Here is a 23,054-nt window from a genome sequence, read left to right as displayed (position 1 = left end):
ACCTACCTTTGTAATCTGTTTGTCTCTGGCGCTTCAAACTGTTGGCTCGTTGCGCCGGTTCGAGGAGAGAATGCATGGGGTAGCGGATGGTTCCGGAGGCATATGCCAAAAAAATAGGCGAAAACGCGGGAACGTTTTCGCCTGATCTTTGTTTGCGCCAGCCTTCGCGGGCTCTTTTTCGTTCGGCCTTCGCCGGCGCCCGCTAGAGCAGGTAGGCCGGTTCCTCGCGTCCCTTCACGGTGATGCCGAGATCGAAGAGGAAGCCGGCCTGCTTATCGGCGGCGCGTTCGGCTTCGCTTGCGCCTTCATAGGCGGTAGTCACGGCGATGCGGCCAAATTCCTTGCCGAAGAAGGCGGGGCAGGAGGTGCGGCTTGTCGGTAGCGCATAACGCGCCGCATGGCTGCCGTCGGGGCGGTAGCAATCCACGGCCGATGCGCCCCAGCGGGCGTTCCAGACATTGCCCTCGCTGTCGCAGACGGAGCCATCCGGTCCGCCGGCGGGGCCGCTTTCGACAAAAACCTCGGCTTTGCCGGCGGGAAGGCCCGTTGCTGCATCGAGCGGCACGCGCATGATCTTGCCGATGCGGGTATCGGTGTAATAACCGGTCGCGCCATCCGGCGAAAAGCAGATGGAATTGGGGATGCTGACACCGGCAAACATCCTTGTGATGACGCCCTTGGCCACGTGATAGATGGAGCCTGCGCCATCTTCGGCCTTCAGGCCCATGGTGCCGATCCACAGCGCGCCGCAGGGGTGAACCCTGCCATCATTGGACCGGGTGCCCATATGGGCCGGTTCCAGCTCGCGGTAGGGTATCAACTCGCCGGTTGCGACGTCGCGGATGAAAAGGCCCTTTTCGGATGCCAGCAGCTGGCGTCCGGCATCGATGCGGGCGAGAACGCTGGCGCGAAACGGCAGCGCATGCACGCGGGCAGCTCCGTTCGTGACGTTCAATTCATGCAGTTCGCGTCCGAGAATGTTGAACCACCAGAGCGTGTCGGTGGCCGCATCATAGGTCGGGCCTTCGCCGAGTTCCAGGCCATGCGAGGAGAGAACCGTGCCTTTGAAATCGACCACCTGCGTCATGCGTGCGCCTCCATGGCCCGGTCATAGGCCTCGATGGTCATCATGGCCTTGCCCACCACCTCGGCAAGCGTCATGCCCGGCTTGTAGAGGCTGGAGCCGAGGCCGAAGGCGGTGATACCGCCCTTGATATAGTCGGCGAAATTGGCATCCGAGACGCCGCCAACGGCCGCGATGACGAGATCCTTCGGCAGCACGGTGCGAATGGCATTGATGCCCGACGGACCAAGCACGCTTGCGGGGAAAAATTTGAGGCCCGTGGCACCGGCACGCGCGGCGGCCAGCGCTTCGGTTGCGGTAAAGCAGCCGGGAAGCGTCACCATGCCCTTTTGGGCGGCAAGGGAAATCACCGCCGGTTCGACATTGGGGCTCACCATCAGCCGTCCGCCGGCGGCATCAAGCGAGGCGACATCCTCGACGGTCAGCACCGTGCCGGCGCCGATCAGGCAATCGGCCGGCGCAAGTTTTGCCGCGATCTCGATGGAGCGGAACGGATCAGGCGAATTCAGCGGGATCTCGATGGCGGTAAAGCCCACCTCGATCAGGCCGCCAACAACGGCTTGTGTTTCTTCCGGCTTCAGGCCGCGAAGGATTGCGACCAGCGGCCGCTGCATCGGGGGAAAGGGAACGCGGGTCATGCGGGCATCCTTGCATCGGAGAAGAAAAGGGTTTGGGCGGCGGCGCCAAGGCCGTTACGCACGGCAAGATCGGCATCCACCGTTTGGTAGCCAAGGCCAAGTGCCTCGAAAGCGGCCTCGTAAAGGCCCTGCAGGCGGCCGGATGCCACCAGCTGGATCGTCTCGACGGAGCCGCCGGCTGCAAGCAGGCCGCCGGCGATTTCCGTGCCGATCAGCGTGCCGGAAAGGCGCGCGGCCGCACTTGTCGCATCAAGGCCGTTCAGAAGCTGGCCGGAACGGGCGGTGAAGATGAGGTTGGTGACCATGGCAGGGGCGGAGACTGCCCGTTTGATCGCGCCCAGAAAGGCCGGATGCGACCCGTCAAATCCTTCGGCACCGGCCACCGCATGTTTCAGGATCGACTGTTTCGACAACACATCAAACACTTCGCCGGTCATGAAGGAGGCAAAGCTCGTCACGCGGCTGTCTTCGACGTTCACCCATTTCGAATGGGTGCCGGGCATGCAGACCAGCTGCTTGCCTGAAGATGCGGTGCCGAGGGCCCCGAGCAACTGGGTTTCCTCGCCGCGCATCACGTCTGGTGCGTCCGCTGCGCGCTGGGCAATGCCCGGCAGGATGCGGATGTCGCGGGTCTGGCCGGGAACGGTGACAGCGCCTTCCAGCACCGAGGAGAGCGGGGCAGGGGCATCGGCATAACCGGCCTCCACCCAGCCTTGACGGGCGCCGGCCATGCCGCAGATGATGACGGGTGCGTTTTCGGGGGCGGAGACGGCGGCCAGATGCGCGTCGAGCACCGTGGCAAAGCCGGTTTCGGCGGCCGTCGTCATGCCTTCGCCGCTGCGGCGTTCGGCCAGAATATTATGTCCGGCATCCATCAGCCAGAGCCTGAAACTGCTGGTGCCCCAGTCCACGGCGATATAGGTGGCCTCAGCCATCAGAGAGTTCCTCCATCTACGGTCAGCCATTGCGCCGTCATGCCGGCGGATGCGGTGGAGGCGAGAAACAGGCATGGCCCCACCATGTCTTCCGCCATCAGGCTGCGTTTCAGGCACTGGCGATCGATCATCGCGCTGATGCTTTCGTCTGTCAGCCACAATTCCTTCTGCCGCTCCGTCACCACCATGCCGGGCAGGATGGCGTTGACGCGGATATTGTCCGGCCCCAGCCGTCCTGCAAGGCTTTTCGTCAGCCCGAGAATGCCGGCTTTCGCCGTCGCATAACTCGGCAGGCTGCCCATGTTGAGCATAAAGGCGATGGACGACAGGTTGACGATGGCGCCGTTGCCATCGGCCTTCAGATGGGGAGCGGCGGCCTTGGCGGCAAAAAACATCTGCTTGATGTTGATCGCCTGGTTGTCGTCCCAATACTCTTCCGTCACGTCCAACAACTCGTGGCGGTCGTCCCAGCCGGCATTGTTGACGAGAACACCCAGCCCGCCACAGCGATCGGCTGCCGCCTTAACCGCTGCTTCAACGGCGCTCATGTCGCGCAGGTCGGCGTTGAGATAGGTCACCGGATGGCGGCTGTCGCGGTCAAGCTCCTTGACCAGCGCTTCGCTCGGCTCATCCGCCCGGTCGATGAAGGCGACGCGGGCACCCTGACGGGCAAAGGCGCGGGTGAAGGCGGCGCCAATGCCCGAACCGCCGCCGGTGATCAGCACGCCACGGTCTTCAAGATCAGCAAAGCGGAAGGAGGGCGAAGGGCTCAAGGATATATTCCTGTTGTTCCATTATATGGAACTGAGTTTGACTAAATGGAATAAAGAGAATAAACCGGCGGACGTGTCAAGCCGCCTTTGCGGCCGATCCTCCTCAACGGGCGGGGACTGTCCATTGCCTCAATCATCGTCAGATCCTCATGGCCCCGACGCCGCGGACGTGGATGCGCAAAGTGCCGCTGGCGAAACGGGTACGCTCGGCAAGGCGGTGGCACTGCTGGATCTGGTGGCACGCGCGGAAAACCCGCCGCGCTTTACCGATCTTTTAAAGCTCACCGGCCAGCCGCGCGGCAGCCTGCACCGGCAATTGCGGCATCTGGTGCTGGAGGGATTGATCGACCTGTCGCCGGATGGCGTCTACACGCCGGGCCTGCGCCTGCTGCAATTTGCCTCCCGCGCCTGGGCGCGCAATTCCTTTCGCCTGGTGGCCGAGCCGCATCTGACGCGGCTGCATGAGATAACCGGCGAGACGGTGCATCTCGGCGTGCTGCGCGACTGCGAGATCGTCTATCTCGACAAGATCGAAAGCCGGCAGGCGGTGCGCATGCATTCGCAGGTCGGCAATTCCGCGCCCGCCTATTGCACCGGCGTCGGCAAGGCCGCGCTCTCCTGTCTTGATGATGCGGATCTCACTGCGCGTTGCGCGCGCATGGTCTTCCATTCCTATACACCGGGAACGCTTGTCCGTGCGGCAGACCTTATGGAGGATATCGCAAATATCCGCGCCCGCGGTTTTGCCTTCGATCTGGAGGAACATCAGCCGGGCATTCGTTGCGTGGCTGCCGCCATTCACGCGCCGGCGGCGGGAATTCTCGGCGGCGTCTCGGTCACCGCGCCGGCTTTTCGGGCAGGGTCAGAGCAATTAGACGCCTGGGCCGAGCCGGTCTGCAGGGCGGCCAGCGCCATTGTCGCCGATATCGCCGGTCGGCTTGGCCCGCGGCGCTGAAAAAATCGACGAATTTTACGAAAACTCTCGAAATCCGGAACTGAGTGTTTGTCAAGTACAACCAATCATGGCATGATTGCGGCATGATGATTGCGGCCATGATGGCATCTACGCAAGACCGGCCTGTTGGTTGCCGGCTCGATGTCACCTCGAAGCTTTCCTGACGCCTGAACATCGGGCAATCGGTGGGTGCGTCGGGGACGCTCTAACCAAGATTGTCATGCAAGATGGATAAGACCGAAAGCTTCGATGCCACCTATTCCGTGGCCGCCCGCGTGGCGGAACTGAAGTCCCTTCAAACGCAATTCGATATTTTCCGCTTCATGCGCCGCATCACCGAAAGTTACGGATGCCGCATGTTCATCGTCTGCGAACTGCCCTCCACGACAACGCTGGAGCTTTCCGGCAATACGATCATCACCAACTGGCCCTCCGAGCTGATGTCGAATTTCGATCAGGCGGGCCTTTTGCAGACAAGCCCCATTCTGCAGCGCCTGCGCAGTGCCACGCTGCCGGTGACCTATACGATGGCGGAGATCGCGCTGGCGCGGGGCGGCGACATGGTCTCCTGCGAATTGTTTCAACGCTTCGGCATGAGCGGCGGCGCATTTTTTCCCGTGCATGATGCCGCCGGCAAGCGAGGCACTGTTGGCTTCTGCGGCGACGGCGTGATGTTTACCGTGCAGCAGATGGTGGAGCTTCTTTATCTGTCGGTGCATGTCTATCAGCGCCTGGCTGAGATCCGCGATATCGACATCAAGGTGGCCGAGCAATTGAGCGACCGCGAGATCGATTGCCTCAACTGGACCTCTGCCGGCAAGACAAGTGCCGAAATCGCCGAGATCCTGACCTTGTCGGAACATACGGTTAACCATTATCTCAATCGCGCCACGAAGAAGCTCGATGCGGTGAACCGTACGCAGGCGGTTGCCAAGGCATTGCGGATGAAATTGATCGCCTGAGAGGCAGTTCAGGCGGCCTTCTGTTCATCGCGGCTTATCTTTTAATCATGGCCGTCCGCCAAACCTGCTTCCAGGCGGATATTTTTGCCTCCTAGGGGCGGAATAGCCCGGTTTTCCAACTGGCATGCATCCTGCATCCTCTCCGGCAGGTCCAGAGGGGACTGAAAAAAGCGTCCCAAGAGGCGCATTCAACAAAAGCCGTCGTCTGAGCTTCGCGCGTCGATCATGACTGCGGCAGGCTTCAGGCGGCGGCTTTAATACTTGTTGCCCGCGCCCGGATGCACCACCTATAAGTCCGACCGGATGAGCCGCGCCAGACATCCCGCAAGACCCGAAGATCTTGCACGGGAAGGGCGCTGGCGTTGATGCACGGGGCAAGGGAGTTTGACATGGCGGATGTGACCAAGGATATCGTGCTTGCAGCGCTGTCGCGCGTGCGCGGACCGGATCTGGAAGGCGATATCGTGTCGCGCAACATGGTGTCGGATGTCTTCATCGCCGATGGCAAGGTCTATTTCTCCATCACCGTGCCGGCCGAGCGCGCCAAGGAACTGGAACCGCTAAGGATTGCCGCTGAAAAAACCGTGACCGCCATCGACGGCGTCCGCGGTGCGCTGGTGACGCTGACGGCAGACCGCAAGGCCGGTGCCGCGCCCGCAGCCGCGCCACCCAGGCCGCAGCCGGCGCCCCATTCGCACGGTGGCCATTCCCACGCACCGCAGGCCGCTGGCCCGGCGCAGCCGCAGCGTCCGCAAAAAGCCGGCGTCCCCGGCGTCGGTGCCATCATTGCGGTGGCCTCCGGCAAGGGCGGCGTCGGCAAATCCACCACGGCCGTCAATCTGGCGCTCGCCATGATGGCAAACGGCCTGAAGGTCGGCCTGCTCGATGCCGATATCTACGGCCCTTCCGTGCCGCGTCTTTTGAAGATTTCCGGACGCCCGCAGCAGATCGAGAACCGCATCATCGTGCCGATGGAAAATTATGGCCTGAAAACCATGTCCATGGGTTTTCTGGTGGATGAAGAGGCTGCGATGATCTGGCGCGGTCCCATGGTGCAGTCGGCCATCCTGCAGATGCTGCGCGAAGTCGCCTGGGGAGAGTTGGACGTGCTCTTCGTCGACATGCCCCCCGGCACCGGCGATGCGCAATTGACGCTTGCCCAGCAGGTGCCGCTGGCCGGTGCCGTCATCGTCTCCACGCCGCAGGATCTCGCCCTCATCGATGCCCGCAAGGGCATTGCCATGTTCCGCAAGGTGGAGGTGCCGCTGCTCGGCATCGTCGAAAACATGAGCTATTTCCTCGCCCCCGATACCGGCGCGCGCTACGATATCTTTGGCCATGGCGGCGCGCAGGCGGAAGCCAACCGCATCGGCGTGCCCTTCCTCGGTGAAGTGCCGCTCACCATGGATATCCGCGAACGCTCGGATGCGGGAACACCGGTTGTCGTGTCCGATCCTGACGGCGCTTCGGCAAAAATCTACCGCGATATCGCCACTCGCGTTGTCCAGGAATTGACGGGCATGAAGCCGCGCCCGGCACCGGCGATCGTCTTCGACTGACACGTTCCGATTCGTTTCGCTTGCATTCATCAGTGACTGGTCTTATACGCCCGTCTCGCTTGGGACGGGGGAACTGCATGTTGGCCCTTTACGTTCAATTGTGTCGGTCGATCGGGCGCCGGCGCGGAGACGCTGCTTGATCAATGCCTATCGTGCCAATGGCTCCCATACGGTGCTTGCCCCGGATATGTCCGCGGCTGCCTTGCCTTCCGATATCGTCTGGATCGATCTCGTTGCGCCCTCGCGCGAGGAAGACCGGCATGTGGAAGACCTGCTTGGTATCGACGTGCCGACCCGCGACGACCTGAAGGACATCGAGCCGTCCAGCCGCCTCTACATCGAGAAGGATGCGGTCTACATGACGGCTTCGCTCGTGCTGAAGGCCGATACGCGCGATCCGCAGCTGACCGATGTCGCCTTCATCCTCACCGGCAACCGGCTGGTGACGGTGCGTTATGCCGAGCCAAAATCCTTCAATCTGTTCATTGCAGCGCTCGGGCGCGCACCGGACGAGGCCTGCGACGGACGGCTGCTTCTGGCGCATCTTGTCGAAACCATCGCCGACCGCACCGCCGAAATCATCGAGACCGTGGTGGCCCGCCTCGATCGCCTGTCCGGGGATATCTTTCGCGCCGGTGACGGGCGCCGGCCGCCAAAATTCCTCGAGCGCAAGCTGGCCGAAATTGCCGAATGTCATCGTCTCGTCGGCAAGGTGCGCGATAGTCTCGGCTCGTTGTCGCGGCTTTTGTCCTTCATCCTCAACGTGCCGGCCGTTCATGATGACGGCAAGGTCGGTTCTCTCTGCGGCACGGTGGCCAAGGATGTCGCGACGCTGTCTGAACATGCAGCCTTCATCGCCGGCAATATTTCCTTCCTGCTCGATGCCTCGCTCGGCCTCATCAATGTCGAGCAGAATTCCATCATCAAGATCTTTTCGATCGCCTCCGTGGTCTTCCTGCCGCCAACGCTGGTGGCGTCAGTCTACGGCATGAATTTTCGCGCAATGCCCGAACTGGACTGGACGTTTGGATATCCGATGGCGCTTGTTGCCATGTTGATCTCTGCCATCGTTCCGTTTTATTTTTTCCGCTGGAAGGGCTGGCTTTAAGCGCCAGGAAACCGGATGTCACACGCAGCTGACGACCACATCTCCGAAAACAAGAGCCTCAAACATTTCCTCGCGCTGACGCTGGGATCCGTGGGCGTCGTTTATGGCGATATCGGCACGAGCCCGCTTTATGCCTTTCGCGAGGCGCTGCGCCCGGTGTCTGCCGATGGCGTTACTCAAGGGGAAATCATTGGCATCATCTCGCTGATGATCTGGACGTTGACGATTATCGTCACGATCAAATACGTGCTGTTTTTGTTGCGCGCCGATAACCACGGCGAAGGCGGCACGCTGTCGCTTCTGGCCATGCTGATGAAGACGGCCGGCGGCAACAAGGCGGTGCTGATGATGCTCGGCCTCATCGGCGCGGCGCTTTTTCTCGGCGATGCGATGATCACGCCGGCGCTGTCGGTTCTATCGGCCGTCGAGGGTCTGAAACTGGTGACGCCGGCTCTCAGCGAAGCCGTGCTGCCGATTTCCATCGTCATTCTCATCGGGCTGTTTGCCATCCAGTCGCAGGGCACCGGGCTTGTGGCGCGTTTTTTCGGGCCGATCACGCTCGTCTGGTTCATCGTCATGGGCGCCGGCGGCATTGCCCATATTTCCGATGACCTCAGCATCCTCAAAGCCTTTAATCCGCTTTATGCGGTCACTTTCATGCTGGACGAACATTTTGTCGGCGTGGTCGTGCTCGGTGCCGTGTTCCTGACCGTCACCGGGGCTGAAGCGCTTTATGCCGATCTTGGCCATTTCGGCCGCCGGCCCATCCAGTGGGCGTGGTTTGTGGTGGTGTTTCCGGCGCTGACGCTGAATTATCTCGGCCAGGGCGCGCTGGTGCTCAAACATCCGGAAGCTATGGAAAACCCGTTCTACCTGATGTTCCCCAGCTGGGCACTGCTGCCGGTGGTGATCCTTGCAACGGCTGCCACCATCATCGCCAGCCAGGCGGTGATTACCGGCGCCTTCTCGCTGGTGCGCCAGGCGATCCATCTCGGTTACCTGCCGCGCATGGAAATTCTCTTCACCTCGGAAACCAATACCGGCCAGATCTTTCTGCCCGGCGTCAATATGCTGCTTTTGATCGGTGTTCTGGCGCTGGTGTTGGGCTTTGAAAGTTCCGATGCGCTGGCCACCGCCTATGGCATCTCGGTCACGGGCGCCATGGTGGTCACCACGATGATGGCCTTTGAATTCGTCCGTGCCCGCTGGCGCTGGCCGCGCATTGTGGCAGCTTTGGCACTGGCGCCGCTTCTGGCGCTGGAACTGGTCTTTCTCGGGGCAAACCTTCTGAAGATCCATGACGGCGGTTATGTGCCTGTCATGATGGCGGTGGCCTTCACGGTGATCATGTGGACGTGGAAGCGCGGCACGGCAATTCTGGCGGAAAAAACCCGTCGCTCCGATGTGCCTCTGGCAGCCTTTGCCGCCTCGATTGAAAAATCGATCAACGGCAAAAGCGCCCATGCACCCGTCAGCGTGCCGGGAACGGCGATCTTTCTCACCAGCGATCCGGAATCAGCCCCGGCGGCGCTCATGCACAATCTGAAGCACAATCACGTACTGCATGAAAAGAACGTCATCCTCACCATCAAGACGGTCAACAAGCCGCGCGTCTCCCAGGAACACTGCTTCCATGTGGAGAAATTTTCCGAACGCTTTACGCTGATCGAGCTGCGCTTCGGCTTCATGCAGTCGCAGAACGTCTCCCAGGCCATTGCCTACCTGCGCAAATGCGGCCTGAAGTTCGACATCATGTCGACCTCCTTCTACCTCGGCCGTCGCAAGCTGGTGCCGGATGCCGAATCGGGCATGCCGATCTGGCAGGACCGCCTGTTCATTGCGCTCGCCAATGCCGCAACCGATCCATCCGACTATTTCCACCTGCCGGCAAACCGGGTGGTGGAGCTGGGCTCCCACGTCATCATCTGACAGCCCGCCCCATAATTCCCCTCGGCGGGCTGCAAATGGCGATTTCTGCTTATCCGGTGCTCACGTACGTTAAGTACGCTCCGCTCCGGTTCTCGAAATCACCATTTTCGCCGCACCGAAGGCAATTCTGGAGCAGACTGGAAAGCCCTTCGCAACGACTTATGCTTAACGACGCCCAGTGGCTGGCCCGGCCGGTTGCGTCTTCACCCGGAAAAAAGCCCGCAAAGCCTGGAACATCCGGGCTGTTAACCCTCCATTTAGGTTAATATCAGATCCTTCGCGCATACCAGTTGACGTGTTGGAGTTGCGGCTGTGCGTGGCAAAACTATCAAGCGTGGATCATCCACGCGCATGGACCGGTGGACATCACCGGCACTGTTCGGTCTTGCCGCCTGGCTGATCTTCCCGTCGCTTCCGGCCAAGGGCGATCTGGCAGACCTGCTCGCCGGTTTTGACCGCAGCGGCACGCAATGGCGCATGGTGCTGACCGATTCGCCGGCAGGCTCGCTGCATGCGGCAGAACTTGCTTTTCCCGAAGGCGAGGAGCGGCTGGCAAACGGTGCCGGCATGACCATGGCCGATGGCCGCAAGATTGCTTTTGCGGGCGCCACCAAGAATGTCGAACAATCCACGGACGAGGCACGCGTCAACCGCGCCACCAAGGCCGGCCGGGTGATCGCGGTGGAGCGGATGCAGCCGCCGAAGGATTTTACCGCAGGCTCGGTCTTGCAGCGGCAGAGTTCGCTGCTTTCCCCGCCCGGCAAGCCGGGTGAGCTTGTGGCCTTTGCCAAGCCGCCAAAGCCGAAGGACGACATCAAGCTTGCCGCCTTCTATTTCCGCAAGAAGGACGAGGCGCCGCGCGAACCGGCGCTCTCGCCGATGGTGGCCGGCCTTGTGACCAATTCCCATGCCGATATTCTGGCCACCGCATTTGCGCCGCAGAAGCCCGATTTTTCGCGCCAGTCGCCGTTCGATGCGATTCTCACCAAAAAACCGGAGGAAGGGCGCTTCGTGCCGGAAATCGGGCCGAAGGATCATGCCTGGGCCGCAACCGCGCTTCCAGCCGCCGTGTTTTCGCCCGCCGAACAGCAGTGCCTGTCATCAGGCATCTATTTTGAAGCCCGTGGCGAATCGGTGAAGGGGCAGGCGGCCGTCGCCCAGGTCATTCTGAACCGCGTGCGCAATCCGGCCTATCCGAAAACCATCTGCGGCGTCGTTTACCAGAACGAGGACTGGCGCAACCGTTGCCAGTTTTCCTTCGCCTGCGACGACATCAAGGACCGGATCCGCTCCGAAGACCACTGGAAAATGGCCCGCGAGGTCGCTCTGGCGGTCACGGCGGGCAAGATCTGGCTGCCGGAAGTGGGCTCCTCCACCCATTATCACGCCGTTTATGTGCGCCCCAAATGGGCCCGCAGCATGGAGAAGGTTGGTCGCATCGGCCTGCACATCTTCTACCGCACCTATGGCGGCGGATGGAGTTGAAATGTGTGATTTGCTCAACAACCGATCACGACTTCATCAGGTTGTGACTTAAACGATTGAATTTCCCCATTAAATTAGTTCTGGATGAGCGCCCTGTGCTGCCTTGACTATGGGTTCGCGCAAAACTATGGTGCGCCGACTTCAAAACGGCCGGAAGGCGCTTATTCCTGGGCTTCGAGAGAGGCTTTGACCTCTGGTCAGGGCAACGGAAGCTTGAAGGGGGGATTAAGTGACGGAAGACCGCGACGATAGTCTTGAGCAGCGCCGCAAAAATCTGTCCGCCAAGCTTGCGGACAGGCAAAAGGGCGATGCAGCGGAAAATGCGAAGGAAAAGAGTTCCGAGGAAAGCCGTAAAGGCATGGCTCTGGGGCTGAAGATCTCTTCGGAATTTATCGCTGCCATCGCGGTCGGTACCATGCTTGGCTATCTTCTCGACCGTTTTGCCGGAACGACGCCGTGGGGGATGATCATTCTTCTTCTCCTTGGTTTTTGTGCCGGAATACTGAACGTTCTGCGTGCGCTGGGCATGGTTGCCCAGCCTGGTCCCTTCAAGGATCAGAGCGACAAGGACGGCAGTTGAGACTGCAGACTAAGGTAATCCGTCGATTGCGGCGGGTGTAAGGAAGAAAGAAGGTAGAGCGGTGGCCAACGATCCGACGCATCAGTTCCAGGTCTTCAAGATCGTCCCGATCGAAATCGGTGGCATGGACTTCTCGTTCACCAATGCGTCGCTGTTCATGGTTGCGACCGTCGCTGCTGCGTCCGGCTTCCTGTATTTCTCCACCGCCAATCGCGGTCTGATCCCGACGCGCATGCAGTCGGTTGCGGAAATGTCCTATGAATTCATCGCCTCCATGCTGCGCGAAGGCGCCGGCAGTCAGGGCATGAAGTTCTTCCCCATGGTGTTTTCGCTGTTCATGTTCGTGCTGACGGCAAACCTGCTCGGCATGTTCCCCTATTTCTTCACCGTCACCAGCCAGATCATCGTCACCTTTGCCTTGGCGCTCTTCGTCATCCTGACGGTTCTGATCTACGGTTTCTACAAACACGGCCTGCACTTCCTCAGCGTGTTCGCGCCAGCCGGCGTGCCCAAGGTGCTGTTGCCGCTGGTCTCGTCCATCGAGATCATCTCGTTCCTGTCGCGCCCGATCAGCCTTTCGGTTCGTCTGTTTGCCAACATGCTCGCAGGCCATATCACGTTGAAGGTATTTGCCGGTTTCGTCGCCTCCATGAGCGCCATGGGCGCACTGGGCGTCGGCGGCGCGATCCTGCCTCTCTTGATGACGGTCGCCATGACCGGTCTCGAATTTCTCGTGGCCTTCCTGCAGGCATATGTCTTCGCGGTACTGACTTGCATGTACCTGAATGACGCCGTGCACGGCGGTCACTGAGAATATAGTCGCGGGTCCCGGCCTCTCCGGGTCCTCAAAATGCCGCAACAACCATTTCGAAGGAGTATCCATATGGACGCGGAAGCAGCAAAGTTCATCGGCGCAGGTCTCGCATGCCTCGGCATGGCTGGTACGTCGCTGGCACTCGGCCGTATCTTCGGTGATTACCTCACCGGCGCACTGCGCAACCCCTCTGCTGCCGACAGCCAGTTTGGCCGTCTGGTATTCGGCTTCGCCGTTACGGAAGCTCTGGGCATCTTCTCGCTGCTCGTTGCTCTCCTCCTCCTGTTCGCTGTCTAAGAGCGGCCTGGAATTGGGATCACGGCCGTCTCAAAAAAGGCGCGCCGTGATTCTTCGTATTTGAATACCCCTGGAGGTGATGATGTTCGTGACACCGGCATTCGCGCAAGGCGCGCCGGCCAATGGCGATCCGAATGCAGCAACCGGCACCGCGCCGGCGGCCGAAGTGCATACCGAAACCGGTGTTGCGCACGATGCGCATGCGACCGGCGTTTTCCCGCCCTTCGACCATACCACCTATTCGTCGCAGCTGCTGTGGCTGGTCATCACCTTCGGCTTTTTCTACTGGATCATGCAGAAGGTGGTCGTGCCCCGCGTTGGCGGCATTCTCGAACACCGCCATGACCGCATCGCCCAGGATCTCGACGAGGCCTCGCGCCTGAAGGCGGAAGCAGACGCCGCCGTCGAGACCTACGAGAAGGAACTGGCAAGCGCCCGCGCCAAGGCCGGCACGATTGCCGAGACCGCCCGCGAAGCTGCCCGCGCCAAGGCTGCCGCCGACCGCGCCGCCATCGAGACGGAACTGTCTGAAAAGATTGCCGCCGCCGAGGCCAGCATCGCAACGATCAAGGCGCAGGCCTTTGCCGAAGTGGGTGCCATTGCCGAAGAGGCAGCCGGTGCTATCGTCGATCAGCTGATCGGAGCCAAGGCGTCGGCTGAAGACATCCGGGCCGCCGTTGCCAGCGCCAAAGTGGAGGCTTGATCACCATGGCATTTGACGCAACATTCTTTGCCCTTGTCGGCCTCATCCTGTTCTTCGTGCTTCTCGCCTATGTGAAGGTGCCGGGCATGATGGCAAAGGCGCTCGACAAGCGCGCCGACAACATCCGCGACGAGCTGGACGAAGCCAAGCGCCTGCGCGAAGAAGCCCAGGCGCTGCTGGCTGAATACCAGCGCAAGCGCAAGGAAGCCGAAGCGGAAGCCGCCGGCATTCTGGCATCCGCCGAACGTGAAGCAGCGATGCTGAGCGAAGAAGCCCGCCAGAAGACCGAGGAATTCGTCGCTCGTCGCAACGCTCTGTCGGAACAGAAGATCCGCCAGGCCGAAACCGACGCCATCAGCGCCGTGCGCGCTGCAGCCGTCGACATCGCCATTGCCGCTGCCGAAAAAGTCATCGCCGCCAAGGCCGATGCCGGCGCTCAGCAGGCGCTGTTCGCCGACACGATCAGCCAGGTTAAGACCCGCCTCAACTGAGGGTTTATCTTTCGCGCATTTTGGAAAGGCCGGACTTCTGTCCGGCCTTTTTGCGTTTCGGGCGGAAACAGGCTCCAGCCTGCCTCGTGCGAGCCGCCCCCTCATCCGCCTGCCGGCACCTTCTCCCCGCTGGGGAGAAGGGATGTGCCATAGCCGTCCTTCCGTAAAGCCAAAGAGTGGTTCTCCTGGGTTCTCCGACCTTGGTTGGCATCCAATGCCAACGGTCCGCTTCTCCCCTTGGGGAGAAGGTGGCGCGTAGCGCCGGATGAGGGGGCGGCTGGGCACCACGTTGACGTCCGAGTCAGGCAACGGATGCATCGTCGGTCTCAGCAGGCCCTGTTTGCCGAGACGGTCGGCCAAATCAAGACCCGCCTGAACTAAGGTTTCACCGGATCTGAAATGTTTAATGGCAGGGCTTTGTCCGGCCCCGTTGCATTTTTGGTAGGACAGGCTCCGGCTTGCGTTGTGCTAGCCGCCCCCTCATCCGCCTGCCGGCACCTTCTCCCCTGGGGGAGAAGGGAAGGGCCGCCGCCGACCTTCCGGAAAGTCATAGACTGATTCTCCTCAGGTCCTCCGACCTTGGTTTGCACCAACGCCAGCGGTTCGCTTCTCCCCTCGGGGAGAAGGTGGCGCGTAGCGCCGGATGAGGGGGCGGCTGGCCCGGCGTTGATGTGCGCGTGAGCCAACGGATGCCCCGGCCGTGTCCCACACTTGGCCAGATCGAGACCCGGACGTCAGGCGTTGAGGTTTTATCCACAACATCATCCTTTTCGCATCGGTGGCAAAATCTCAATCCCTGCGCAGCGGGCGAAAGCTCATGCGGTGGAGCGGGCAGGGGCCGGATGCGTCGATGGCGGTGCGGTGGCGGGCTGTACCGTAACCGGCATGGGCGTCAAAGCCATAAGCGGGGTAGACGAGGCCGGCGCGGGTCATCATGCGGTCGCGGGTGACCTTTGCGATGATGGAGGCGGCTGCAATCGAGACGGAGCGGGCATCGCCCTTGATGACCGCCTTGCCGGGGCAGGAGAGGCCCGGCGGCACGTCGCGACCGTCGGCGAGAACAAGGGCGGGTGCAACCGCCAACCCGGCAATGGCGCGGCGCATGGCATCGAGGCTGGCGCGCAAGATATTCTTTTCGTCGATATGGCGCGGGCCGGAGGTGGCGATGGCGACATGCGCCGTGGCGAGGATTTCCTCGAACAGCTGTTCCCGCTGCTTGAGGGTGAGCTGTTTGGAATCGTTCAGGCCGTGCGGGATCCGTTCCGGATCAAGAATGACGGCGGCGGCAACGACTGGACCCGCGAGCGGCCCGCGCCCGGCTTCGTCGGTGCCGGCAACCGGCCAATGGCCGGCCTTTCGGGCCGCAAGCTCCAGGCTGAAATCCGGAACGAGTGGCACAAGGTCGAAAAGGCTCGGAGAATCGGGTGGCGTGCTCTGTAACATGCGGCGGAAACTCGCACGCGCACCCGATCTCCTGCAAGCCCCGGCAAAGCGCTGATTGCGGCATCGCTTGAACCGCCCAAGGGGAGGGGCGGGCCGGGGGCGTTCAGCACGGATCGAGGCGGCGGACCGTGCCGAATTCTCATTCTTACTCACGTCGCGTCCGCTATCGCTCTCGGTCGCTGGCCTTGTTCAGGCTTATCCGTCCAATCTTGCTAGCTCGTCAGAGTCTCTGCCTCCGGCGCCAAGCGCAGGAGAGTCAGGGATACGTCCGGTCATTTCCCAAACAACCGTCGTCCCTCAGAACTACAGCAGCGACAGCTGGATGCCTGTGCCGGCCGGCGGAACAAAAAGATCGTCTCGCAGCTGGATGCCGCGACGGCCAAGGCCGAGGCGCTTGGTGGCCAGTTCAAAACGTCGCGAGATCTGCCAGGCATAGGGGCCGGCCCCCTTCATGCGCTTGCCGAACTCGGCATCATAATCCTTGCCGCCGCGCATGGAGCGCACCAGCGACATCACATGGCGGTAGCGATCCGGGTAGTTGCGCAGCAGCCAGTCGCGAAACAGCGGGCTCACCTCCAGCGGCAGGCGCAGCAGCACATAACTTGCCTCGCTCGCGCCGGCAGCCTTTGCCGCATCGAGAATACGCTCGATCTCGTGGTCGTTGAGTGCGGGAATAACCGGGGCGACGAGAACGCTGGTGGGAATGCCTGCCGCCGTCAGCTTCGTGATCGCTTCCAGCCGCTTTACCGGCGTCGAGGCGCGGGGCTCCATGCTGCGGGCGAGCTTGCCATCGAGCGTGGTCACCGAGATGCCCACCTTGGCCAGTCCCTTTGACGCCATGTCGGACAAAATATCGATGTCGCGCGTCACCAGTGCCGACTTGGTGACGATCATGACGGGATGATTGGCCTTGGCGAGAACCTCGAGGATCTGGCGCATCACCCGCCATTCCCGCTCGATGGGCTGGTAAGGGTCGGTATTGGTGCCGATGGCGATGGTGCGCAACCTGTAGTCGGGGCGGCTCAGTTCGCGTTCCAGCAGCTTTGGCGCGTCGGGCTTGGCAAAAAGCTTTGCCTCGAAATCGAGACCTGCCGAAAGCCCCATATAGCTGTGCGTCGGGCGGGCAAAACAATAGATGCAGCCGTGCTCGCAGCCGCGATAGGGATTGATCGAGCGGTCGAAGGGAATGTCGGGCGAATCGTTGCGGCTGATGATGGTGCGCGGCTTTTCCACCTGCACTTCGGTCTTGAAGGGCGCAAGCTCCTCCAGCGTCTGCCAGCCGTCGTCAAACACTTCGCGGCGTTCGGTCTCGAAACGGCCGCTGGGGTTCAAGCCGGAGCCGCGTCCGCGCCTGCGGTCGATCTCGATGCGCAGCCCCGAGGTTTCCACCAGGGCGTCGGCAATATCTGCCGTATGGGCAGGCGCAAAAGCGTCCTGCCGCAGCTGGGTCAGCTCGTTCATGGGGAAACTCCTCGGCGCCGATCTCGTGATCACCGTGACCTCATTGGTAATGGCAAAAATAGAACATTGCAAGAACAAAATCGCTGTGTCAGTTTTGTGGCAATTCCTGTTGCGATGCGGTAAGCATTGGGCATGCTGAGCGTGCTGATGGAATGCCATGACCAGGAGACCCAACTGGCCCAGACCTTGTCTGTGCTTGTGGCGGGTGCCGTGGAGGGGTTGGTGAGCGACGTGTCCGTGCTCGATCACGGCTCGACGGATGCCTCGGCGCGGGTGGCGGATGCGGCCGGCTGCCGCTTTCACACGGGTTGGAATATCGAGGATGTGCTGCGCACCACAAGGGGCGAATGGCTGTTTCTCATCGAGCCGGGCGCGCGTCCGCAGATCGGCTGGATCGACGAGGTGGCCGAGCATATCGCGCTCAATCGTCAGGCAGCGCGGTTTTCGCCGTCGCGCAACCATCGCCGTCCGCTGTTGTCGCGGCTGGTTGGTTCGGCAAAACCTCTGGAGCAGGGGCTGATTGTCGAGAAGAGCAAAGCACTGGCGCAGGCGCGCTCGGTCATGCGGCTGTCGGATCTCGCCCGGGGCCAAAAACCCTTCCGGCTGATCAGCGAGATGGTGCCGGCCTGGGCCGCGCGCAGCTGAGGGTTAGCCCTTGCCGCCGCGCCGCAGGTGTTCGTCCAGACGCGGCATGATTTCCACGAAATTGCAGGGCATGTGGCGATAATCCAGCTGCGCCTTCAAGATGCCGTCCCAGGCATCCTTGCAGGCGCCGGGGGAGCCGGGCAGCACGAAGATGAAGGTGGCATTCGCCACGCCGCCGGTGGCGCGCGACTGGATGGTGGAGGTGCCGATCTTGTCGTAGGAAATCCGGTGAAAGACCTCTGAAAAGCCATCCATGCGTTTTTCAAACAGCGGCTCCAGCGCTTCCGGCGTCACGTCACGGCCGGTAAAACCGGTGCCCCCGGTGGTGATGACCACGTCCACCTCGTCCATCAGCGTCCACTGGCGCACGCGCTCGAAGATCGCTGCCTTGTCGTCGGGCACGATGGCGCGCGCGACCAGCCGGTGGCCGGCCTCTTCAATACGGGCCACCAGCGTATCGCCGGATTTGTCGGTGTCTGGCGTGCGGGTGTCGGACACGGTCAGCACTGCGATGCCGACGGGAAGGAACGGGCGGCTCTCGTCGATCCGGCTCATGCGGCGTCTCCTGCAATCGTGGTGGTGGCCTGAACATACCAGCCGGGGTGGCGGTCTGCCAGAACGGTTGCCGCAGCCTCTGCCGCCTCAATCGAGCGGTAAAGCCCAAAACAGGTGGCGCCGGAGCCGGACATACGCATGAGGCCTGCGCCGGTTTGCGAGAGCGCTTCGGACACGGTGTCGATATCCTGAACGGCGGCGCGGGCCGCAGGTTCCAGATCATTGCGCTGGGTGGCGATGAAGGACAGCCAGTCGGCGTCCTCACCCAAGGGCAGGGGCGGCACGGCTGCGTTGTCGCGTTTTGTGAGGCGGCGAAAAATCTCGGGCGTCGAGACCGAAACCAGCGGATTGACCAGCACCATAAAAAGCGCCGGCAGGTTTTTGACCGGAGCCAGATCCTCGCCGATGCCGCGCGCCATCAGCGGGCGGGAGGAAAGGCACATCGGCACATCGGCGCCAAGGCCAAGCGCCATGTCGCTAAGCCGGGTTTCATCGAGCGATACGCCCCAGAAGCGTAACAGGCCGCGCATCGTCGCTGCCGCATCGGCAGACCCGCCGCCGATGCCGGAGGCGATCGGCAGGTCCTTTTGCAGGGTGATGGCAACGGGTGGCGCGGCCATGCCCACCGCCTCAACCGCCGCCCGCAGCCGGTCGCGCGCGCGCACCACCAGATTATCGGCGTCAGGCGACAGAAGCGGGCCGAAGCGGCCGGTCACCGCAAACCTGTCCGTGGCGCTTGCGGCAAACCGCACCGTGTCGCCGTGGCTCGCAAAGGTCACGAGGCTGTCGAGCAGGTGATAGCCATCTGCCCGGCGCCCGGTCACGTGCAGGCAAAGGTTTATCTTTGCCCGCCCCGTTTCGGTCACGTCGGCTGCCGGGATACCCAAGGCCAAGCCAGATAATGTCATGCCGGGCAAAACGCCGTCAGTTGGCGGGGCCGGGAAGCTCCAGCACCTGGCCGGGATAAAGCCGGTTCGGGTTGCGCTTCAGCTCCGGGTTGATCTCGATCAGCTCACGAAAGCGGTCGCCATCACCCAGCGCGTCATTGGCGATCTTCCACAGCGTGTCGCCGGCACCGACGATGTAGTTCGATTTGGCAGCGGCGGCAGGATCCTGCTGCGGCACGGCTGGCGCCGTTGCGGCGGGGGATGCCATGGCCGTCTGCACCGGCGGCGGGCCGGCGTCGGCCAGTCCTTCGCGGATCTTTTGCTCGATCTTCGGGATTTCGGTCAGTTCCGGCTTCATGGTCAGCGCCCGCTGCCACTGGTAACCCGCCTCCAGCTTGCGGCCCACACGCCAGTAGGCGTCACCCAGATGGTCGTTGATGGCGGCATCACCGGCGCGCAACTGCACGGCGCGCTCCAGCTCCTCCACCGCCTCGTCGTAACGGCCAAGGCGGTAATAGGCCCAGCCGAGCGAATCGACGATGTAGCCATCGTCAGGGCGCAATTCCACGGCCTTGCGGATGAGGTTCAGGCCCTCTTCCAGGTTAAGGTTCATGTCCACCCAGGAATAACCGAGATAGTTCAGCACCTGCGGCTGGTCCGGGTTCAGCTCCAGCGATTTCTTGAAGTTCGGCTCAGCCTTGTCCCATTCCTTCAGGCGCTCATAGGCAATGCCGCGCTGGAAGAAGACGGACCAGTCGGTCGGGCGCGGCACGGGGCCGATCACGTCCACGGCCTTGTCATAGGTCTCTGCCATCGCCTTATAATCCTTGGCATCGGAGAGAACACTGCCATAGGCGATGTAACTGCGAATGTCGGTCGGATCGCTCTCGATCAGCGATTTCAGATGCGCGCGCGCGCCATCGACATCGCCGGTCTGCGCCAGCGTCAGGCCCAGCTGCAGCTCGGAAATACGCCGCATGGGCGAACCTTCCGGCACGCGGCTGTAAAGCTCGATCGCCTGCTTCGGCTGTTCCATCTTTTCGGCAATGCCGCCGAGAAGCACCAGCGTATCGGCGCTCTTCGGGTCCAGCGCATGGGCAATCTGCAGGTAAAGCGACACCATTTCCTCGGCGCCCTGGCGGTTCAGGGCGCTACCCACGGCAAACAGAACGGCAGCGGAGCCTTCGGTGGCGTTGGTCACCTGCTGCTCCGGCTTTTCGCCGTTTTCGATCGACTGGCGCAGCGCCTTCAGCGGCGCGTAATTGGCAATCAGGCGTTCCGCGACGGCAATCGCGTCGAGTGCCTTCTGCTTGTTGCCGTCGGATGCTTCCAGCCGGGCCAGCGCCATCACGGCGCGCATGAAGGTGTCGGGGGTCGTTGCCACCGCTTCTTCGCTGGTGATGGCGGCCTTCAGGTAACTGCGGGCGGTTGCCTTGTCGCCGGCAACGATGGCCATGGTGCCGATGTGATAATCGGTAAACACCTTGAACCAGTCCGGACCCTTCAGGCCCTTGATGAGGGCAATGCCTTCCTTGCCCTTGCCGGCACCCACCTTGGCCCAGCCGGTGATCAGCGCCTGCGTCAGCCGGTCGAGATCGTTCAGGCCCTTATAGGCAAGGATCTTTTCCGCATTGGCGTAGTCACCCTTGCGGATGGCATCCAGCCCGCGCACGATTTTTGTCACCCGCTCGACGGCGCCGTCTTCCTTCAGCGCATCCACCTGTTTCAGGCTTTCGTCGAACTGGCCGTTCATCAGAAGCGAGATCATCAGGCGTTCGCGAATGTCGAGATTGGCCGGATCGAACTGCAGCGCCTTCTGGTAGAGCGCAATCGCGGTCGCGTAATCGTGATCGACATCGGCGGTGCGGGCGGCAAGGAAGGCGCCGGAGAAGCTGTTGACCTTGGCGGTCGAAAACTCCGGCGCGTCAATGATCGGTGCCGGTGCGGCGGCCTGCACCGGTGCAGGCTCTGTGACGGGTGCTTGATCGGGGGCCGCGGGTGTCGCCGGCGAGGGCTCCGTTGCGGGAGCAGGCGTTGCAGGCGCAGGCTCTGTTGCAGGCGGAGACGGGGTTGCAGGTGCAGGCTGGGTTGCAGGTGCGGGCTCCGTCACCGGAGGCTGCTGGGCCATGGCCAGATGAGGCATTGCCGCCGCCCACAGGAGCGCTGCCCCGAATGCCGTGCCCGATAGCAGACGATGGGCGAATTTCTGCCGCATGAAGGTGCCTCTCATGAAAAGCTGTGGGCGCCCGTGTGGCCGCCATGGAATCCTGCGCTGATGATTCACCACAGAATGGCTTTTTTGGAGCAGGTCTGCAAGAAACTTGCCATTGCCAACCGGCCATCCACAGGAGAGGGTTAAGCCTCTCCTGCCGCCTTCAGTTGACCCGGTCGATGCAGAAATCGATCACTTCCATCAGCGCCGCCTTCTGGGGCGAGGCGGGAAGCGGAGACAGCGCATCGCGGGCCATCTCGCCATAGTGCCTGGCACGGGTAATGGTATCGCCAAGGCCATTGTATTTGGAGATGAGACCGAGCGCCTTTTCCAGGTTGTCGTCGCTGCTGTCGCCCTGTTCGATGGCCGCCTTCCAGAAGGCATGGTCTTCCGCCGTGCCGCGCCGGTAGGAGAGGATGACCGGAAGCGTGATCTTGCCCTCGCGGAAATCGTCGCCGACATTCTTGCCTGTTTCGGCAGCCTTGCCGCCGTAATCCAGGACGTCATCGACAAGCTGGAAGGCCAGGCCGAGGTTCATGCCGTAGGATTTAAGCGCATTGCGGCTGGCCCGGTCCGTATTGGCAATGATCGGGCCGACTTCGGCTGCCGCTGCAAAAAGCGCCGCCGTCTTGGCGCGGATGACGGAGAGATAATCGTCTTCCGTCGTTTCCATGTTCTTGGCGACCGAGAGCTGCAGAACTTCGCCTTCGGCAATCACGGATGCAGAGGTGGCAAGCACATCGAGCGCATCGAGCGAGCCGACCTCGACCATCATCTTGAAGGCCTGGCCAAGCAGGAAATCACCCACCAGAACGGAGGCCTGGTTGCCCCAGATCATGCGGGCGGTGGATTTGCCGCGGCGCAGATCGCTTTCGTCCACCACGTCGTCATGCAGAAGCGTTGCCGTGTGCATGAATTCGACGCTGGTCGCGAGCTTGATATGGCCTTCGCCCTCGTAACCGAACATCTGGGCGGATGCGAGCGTCAACATCGGGCGCAGCCGCTTGCCGCCCGAAGAAATCAGGTGATTGGCCACTTCCGGGATCATCTGTACATCGGATCCGGCCTTGGACAGGATCAGCTGGTTGACCCGATCCATGTCCGCCTTGGTCAGATCGACCAGCGGTTTGACGGATGCCTGCTTGTTTTTGCCCTCTTCGAGCGGAATAACGACGCCCAATGAAATGGCCTCCTGTTCAAAATTTGTGCCGGACAATAGAAAGGGGAGGGTGGCCCGGCAAGGGGCAATCGGACTGATGACTGATAATTGAGGTGGTTTGACCCATGAAAGAATTGATCCGCACCAATGATGCGGTTGTATTGTCCTTTTCGCAGAGCCTGCTCAAGGATGCCGGCATCCATTGTCTCGTCGCGGATCAGTCTATGAGCATTCTGGAAGGTTCGCTCGGGCTTTTGCCGCGCCGCCTGCTGGTGGAGGGCGAGCGGATGAACGAGGCGCGCCGCATTCTGTCCGATGCCGGGCTTTCCGCCGAGCTTCGAATTCCCGGGGACGAATGAAGCCATGGACGAGCCGGACC

General features: G+C 61.8%; 22 protein-coding genes and 1 pseudogene. 13 read left to right on the top strand and 10 right to left on the bottom strand.

All coding sequences use genetic code 11. From position 1 onward, the window contains the following. Window positions 1–202 precede the first annotated feature (202 nt). From AC4CWF_RS14585 to AC4CWF_RS14570, 4 genes are read right to left on the bottom strand one after another with little or no spacing between them, the layout of a single operon-like run. Window positions 203–1,087 carry an SMP-30/gluconolactonase/LRE family protein gene (locus AC4CWF_RS14585; protein ID WP_491282368.1) on the bottom strand — a complete coding sequence of 295 codons (885 nt, stop codon included), beginning with the start codon at window positions 1,085–1,087 and terminating at the stop codon, window positions 203–205. Beyond that, the gene (locus tag AC4CWF_RS14580; RefSeq protein WP_491282367.1) at window positions 1,084–1,722 is read right to left on the bottom strand and encodes a 2-dehydro-3-deoxy-6-phosphogalactonate aldolase; all 639 of its coding nucleotides are present in this window, start codon (window positions 1,720–1,722) and stop codon (window positions 1,084–1,086) included. Before AC4CWF_RS14580 ends, AC4CWF_RS14585 begins: the two co-directional genes overlap by 4 nt. Further along, a complete protein-coding gene (locus tag AC4CWF_RS14575; protein WP_491282366.1) occupies window positions 1,719–2,657 on the bottom strand; it encodes a 2-dehydro-3-deoxygalactonokinase in 939 nt (312 codons plus the stop codon). Before AC4CWF_RS14575 ends, AC4CWF_RS14580 begins: the two co-directional genes overlap by 4 nt. Next, on the bottom strand, window positions 2,657–3,430 hold the full coding sequence (locus tag AC4CWF_RS14570) for an SDR family NAD(P)-dependent oxidoreductase (protein WP_491282365.1): 774 nt from the start codon (window positions 3,428–3,430) through the stop codon (window positions 2,657–2,659). Before AC4CWF_RS14570 ends, AC4CWF_RS14575 begins: the two co-directional genes overlap by 1 nt. A 169-nt stretch (window positions 3,431–3,599) precedes the next feature. Here AC4CWF_RS14570 and AC4CWF_RS14565 point away from each other — a divergent pair, with 169 nt between their 5' ends. The 11 genes from AC4CWF_RS14565 to AC4CWF_RS14515 all read left to right on the top strand — a co-directional run bounded on the left by AC4CWF_RS14565 (window position 3,600) and on the right by AC4CWF_RS14515 (window position 14,313). Beyond that, entirely contained in the window at window positions 3,600–4,385 is a 786-nt protein-coding gene (locus AC4CWF_RS14565) for an IclR family transcriptional regulator (RefSeq protein WP_491282364.1), read from the top strand. Window positions 4,386–4,612: 227 nt separating this feature from the next. Next, complete coding sequence (locus AC4CWF_RS14560; protein WP_491282363.1) at window positions 4,613–5,347, top strand: helix-turn-helix transcriptional regulator; 735 nt, start codon at window positions 4,613–4,615, stop codon at window positions 5,345–5,347. A 389-nt stretch (window positions 5,348–5,736) separates the two neighbouring features. Then, window positions 5,737–6,906 (top strand): Mrp/NBP35 family ATP-binding protein, encoded by a 1,170-nt coding sequence (locus AC4CWF_RS14555; protein WP_491282362.1) that lies wholly within the window; start codon window positions 5,737–5,739, stop codon window positions 6,904–6,906. A 136-nt stretch (window positions 6,907–7,042) separates the two neighbouring features. Then, entirely contained in the window at window positions 7,043–8,014 is a 972-nt protein-coding gene (locus tag AC4CWF_RS14550) for a magnesium transporter CorA family protein (protein ID WP_491282361.1), read from the top strand. Between the two features lie 15 nt (window positions 8,015–8,029). After that, window positions 8,030–9,943 carry a potassium transporter Kup gene (locus AC4CWF_RS14545; RefSeq protein WP_491282360.1) on the top strand — a complete coding sequence of 638 codons (1,914 nt, stop codon included), beginning with the start codon at window positions 8,030–8,032 and terminating at the stop codon, window positions 9,941–9,943. Between the two features lie 351 nt (window positions 9,944–10,294). Continuing rightward, window positions 10,295–11,428 carry a cell wall hydrolase gene (locus tag AC4CWF_RS14540; RefSeq protein WP_491282359.1) on the top strand — a complete coding sequence of 378 codons (1,134 nt, stop codon included), beginning with the start codon at window positions 10,295–10,297 and terminating at the stop codon, window positions 11,426–11,428. Window positions 11,429–11,657: 229 nt separating this feature from the next. Beyond that, window positions 11,658–12,008 carry an AtpZ/AtpI family protein gene (locus AC4CWF_RS14535; RefSeq protein WP_491282358.1) on the top strand — a complete coding sequence of 117 codons (351 nt, stop codon included), beginning with the start codon at window positions 11,658–11,660 and terminating at the stop codon, window positions 12,006–12,008. Window positions 12,009–12,069: 61 nt separating this feature from the next. Beyond that, window positions 12,070–12,819 (top strand): F0F1 ATP synthase subunit A, encoded by a 750-nt coding sequence (locus tag AC4CWF_RS14530; RefSeq protein ID WP_210103376.1) that lies wholly within the window; start codon window positions 12,070–12,072, stop codon window positions 12,817–12,819. 72 nt (window positions 12,820–12,891) lie between these two features. Continuing rightward, window positions 12,892–13,119, top strand: coding sequence for a F0F1 ATP synthase subunit C (locus tag AC4CWF_RS14525; RefSeq protein ID WP_491282357.1), 228 nt, complete (start codon window positions 12,892–12,894; stop codon window positions 13,117–13,119). Window positions 13,120–13,198: 79 nt separating this feature from the next. Further along, window positions 13,199–13,822, top strand: a complete 624-nt coding sequence (locus AC4CWF_RS14520; protein WP_491282356.1) for a F0F1 ATP synthase subunit B — start codon at window positions 13,199–13,201, stop codon at window positions 13,820–13,822. A 5-nt stretch (window positions 13,823–13,827) separates the two neighbouring features. Then, a complete protein-coding gene (locus tag AC4CWF_RS14515) occupies window positions 13,828–14,313 on the top strand; it encodes a F0F1 ATP synthase subunit B (RefSeq protein ID WP_491282355.1) in 486 nt (161 codons plus the stop codon). A gap of 789 nt (window positions 14,314–15,102) precedes the next feature. Here AC4CWF_RS14515 and rnhB read toward each other — a convergent pair. Both rnhB and AC4CWF_RS14505 read right to left on the bottom strand, forming a co-directional pair. Further along, window positions 15,103–15,756, bottom strand: a complete 654-nt coding sequence (gene rnhB / locus AC4CWF_RS14510) for a ribonuclease HII (RefSeq protein WP_491282354.1) — start codon at window positions 15,754–15,756, stop codon at window positions 15,103–15,105. 303 nt (window positions 15,757–16,059) lie between these two features. Continuing rightward, the gene (locus AC4CWF_RS14505) at window positions 16,060–17,217 is read right to left on the bottom strand and encodes a PA0069 family radical SAM protein (RefSeq protein WP_491282353.1); all 1,158 of its coding nucleotides are present in this window, start codon (window positions 17,215–17,217) and stop codon (window positions 16,060–16,062) included. 132 nt (window positions 17,218–17,349) lie between these two features. Here AC4CWF_RS14505 and AC4CWF_RS14500 point away from each other — a divergent pair, with 132 nt between their 5' ends. Then, a complete protein-coding gene (locus AC4CWF_RS14500; protein WP_491282352.1) occupies window positions 17,350–17,862 on the top strand; it encodes a glycosyl transferase in 513 nt (170 codons plus the stop codon). 3 nt (window positions 17,863–17,865) lie between these two features. Here the strand turns inward: AC4CWF_RS14500 and moaB are convergent, their stop codons facing one another. The 4 genes and pseudogenes from moaB to AC4CWF_RS14480 all read right to left on the bottom strand — a co-directional run bounded on the left by moaB (window position 17,866) and on the right by AC4CWF_RS14480 (window position 22,696). After that, window positions 17,866–18,417 carry a molybdenum cofactor biosynthesis protein B gene (moaB, locus tag AC4CWF_RS14495; RefSeq protein ID WP_491282351.1) on the bottom strand — a complete coding sequence of 184 codons (552 nt, stop codon included), beginning with the start codon at window positions 18,415–18,417 and terminating at the stop codon, window positions 17,866–17,868. Next, entirely contained in the window at window positions 18,414–19,325 is a 912-nt protein-coding gene (locus AC4CWF_RS14490; protein WP_491282348.1) for a 4-(cytidine 5'-diphospho)-2-C-methyl-D-erythritol kinase, read from the bottom strand. The genes moaB and AC4CWF_RS14490 overlap by 4 nt, the downstream gene beginning before the upstream one ends. 181 nt (window positions 19,326–19,506) lie before the next feature. Next, window positions 19,507–21,519 (bottom strand): annotated as a pseudogene (locus tag AC4CWF_RS14485) (tetratricopeptide repeat protein); the annotation flags it as partial. Window positions 21,520–21,679: 160 nt separating this feature from the next. Then, the gene (locus AC4CWF_RS14480) at window positions 21,680–22,696 is read right to left on the bottom strand and encodes a polyprenyl synthetase family protein (protein WP_491282347.1); all 1,017 of its coding nucleotides are present in this window, start codon (window positions 22,694–22,696) and stop codon (window positions 21,680–21,682) included. A 104-nt stretch (window positions 22,697–22,800) separates the two neighbouring features. Here AC4CWF_RS14480 and AC4CWF_RS14475 point away from each other — a divergent pair, with 104 nt between their 5' ends. Continuing rightward, window positions 22,801–23,034, top strand: coding sequence for a putative signal transducing protein (locus AC4CWF_RS14475; RefSeq protein ID WP_491282346.1), 234 nt, complete (start codon window positions 22,801–22,803; stop codon window positions 23,032–23,034). Window positions 23,035–23,054 lie beyond the last annotated feature (20 nt).

This window comes from Neorhizobium sp. PAMB6630 (assembly GCF_058242775.1).
This window is presented reverse-complemented; position numbering and strand designations above follow the sequence as displayed.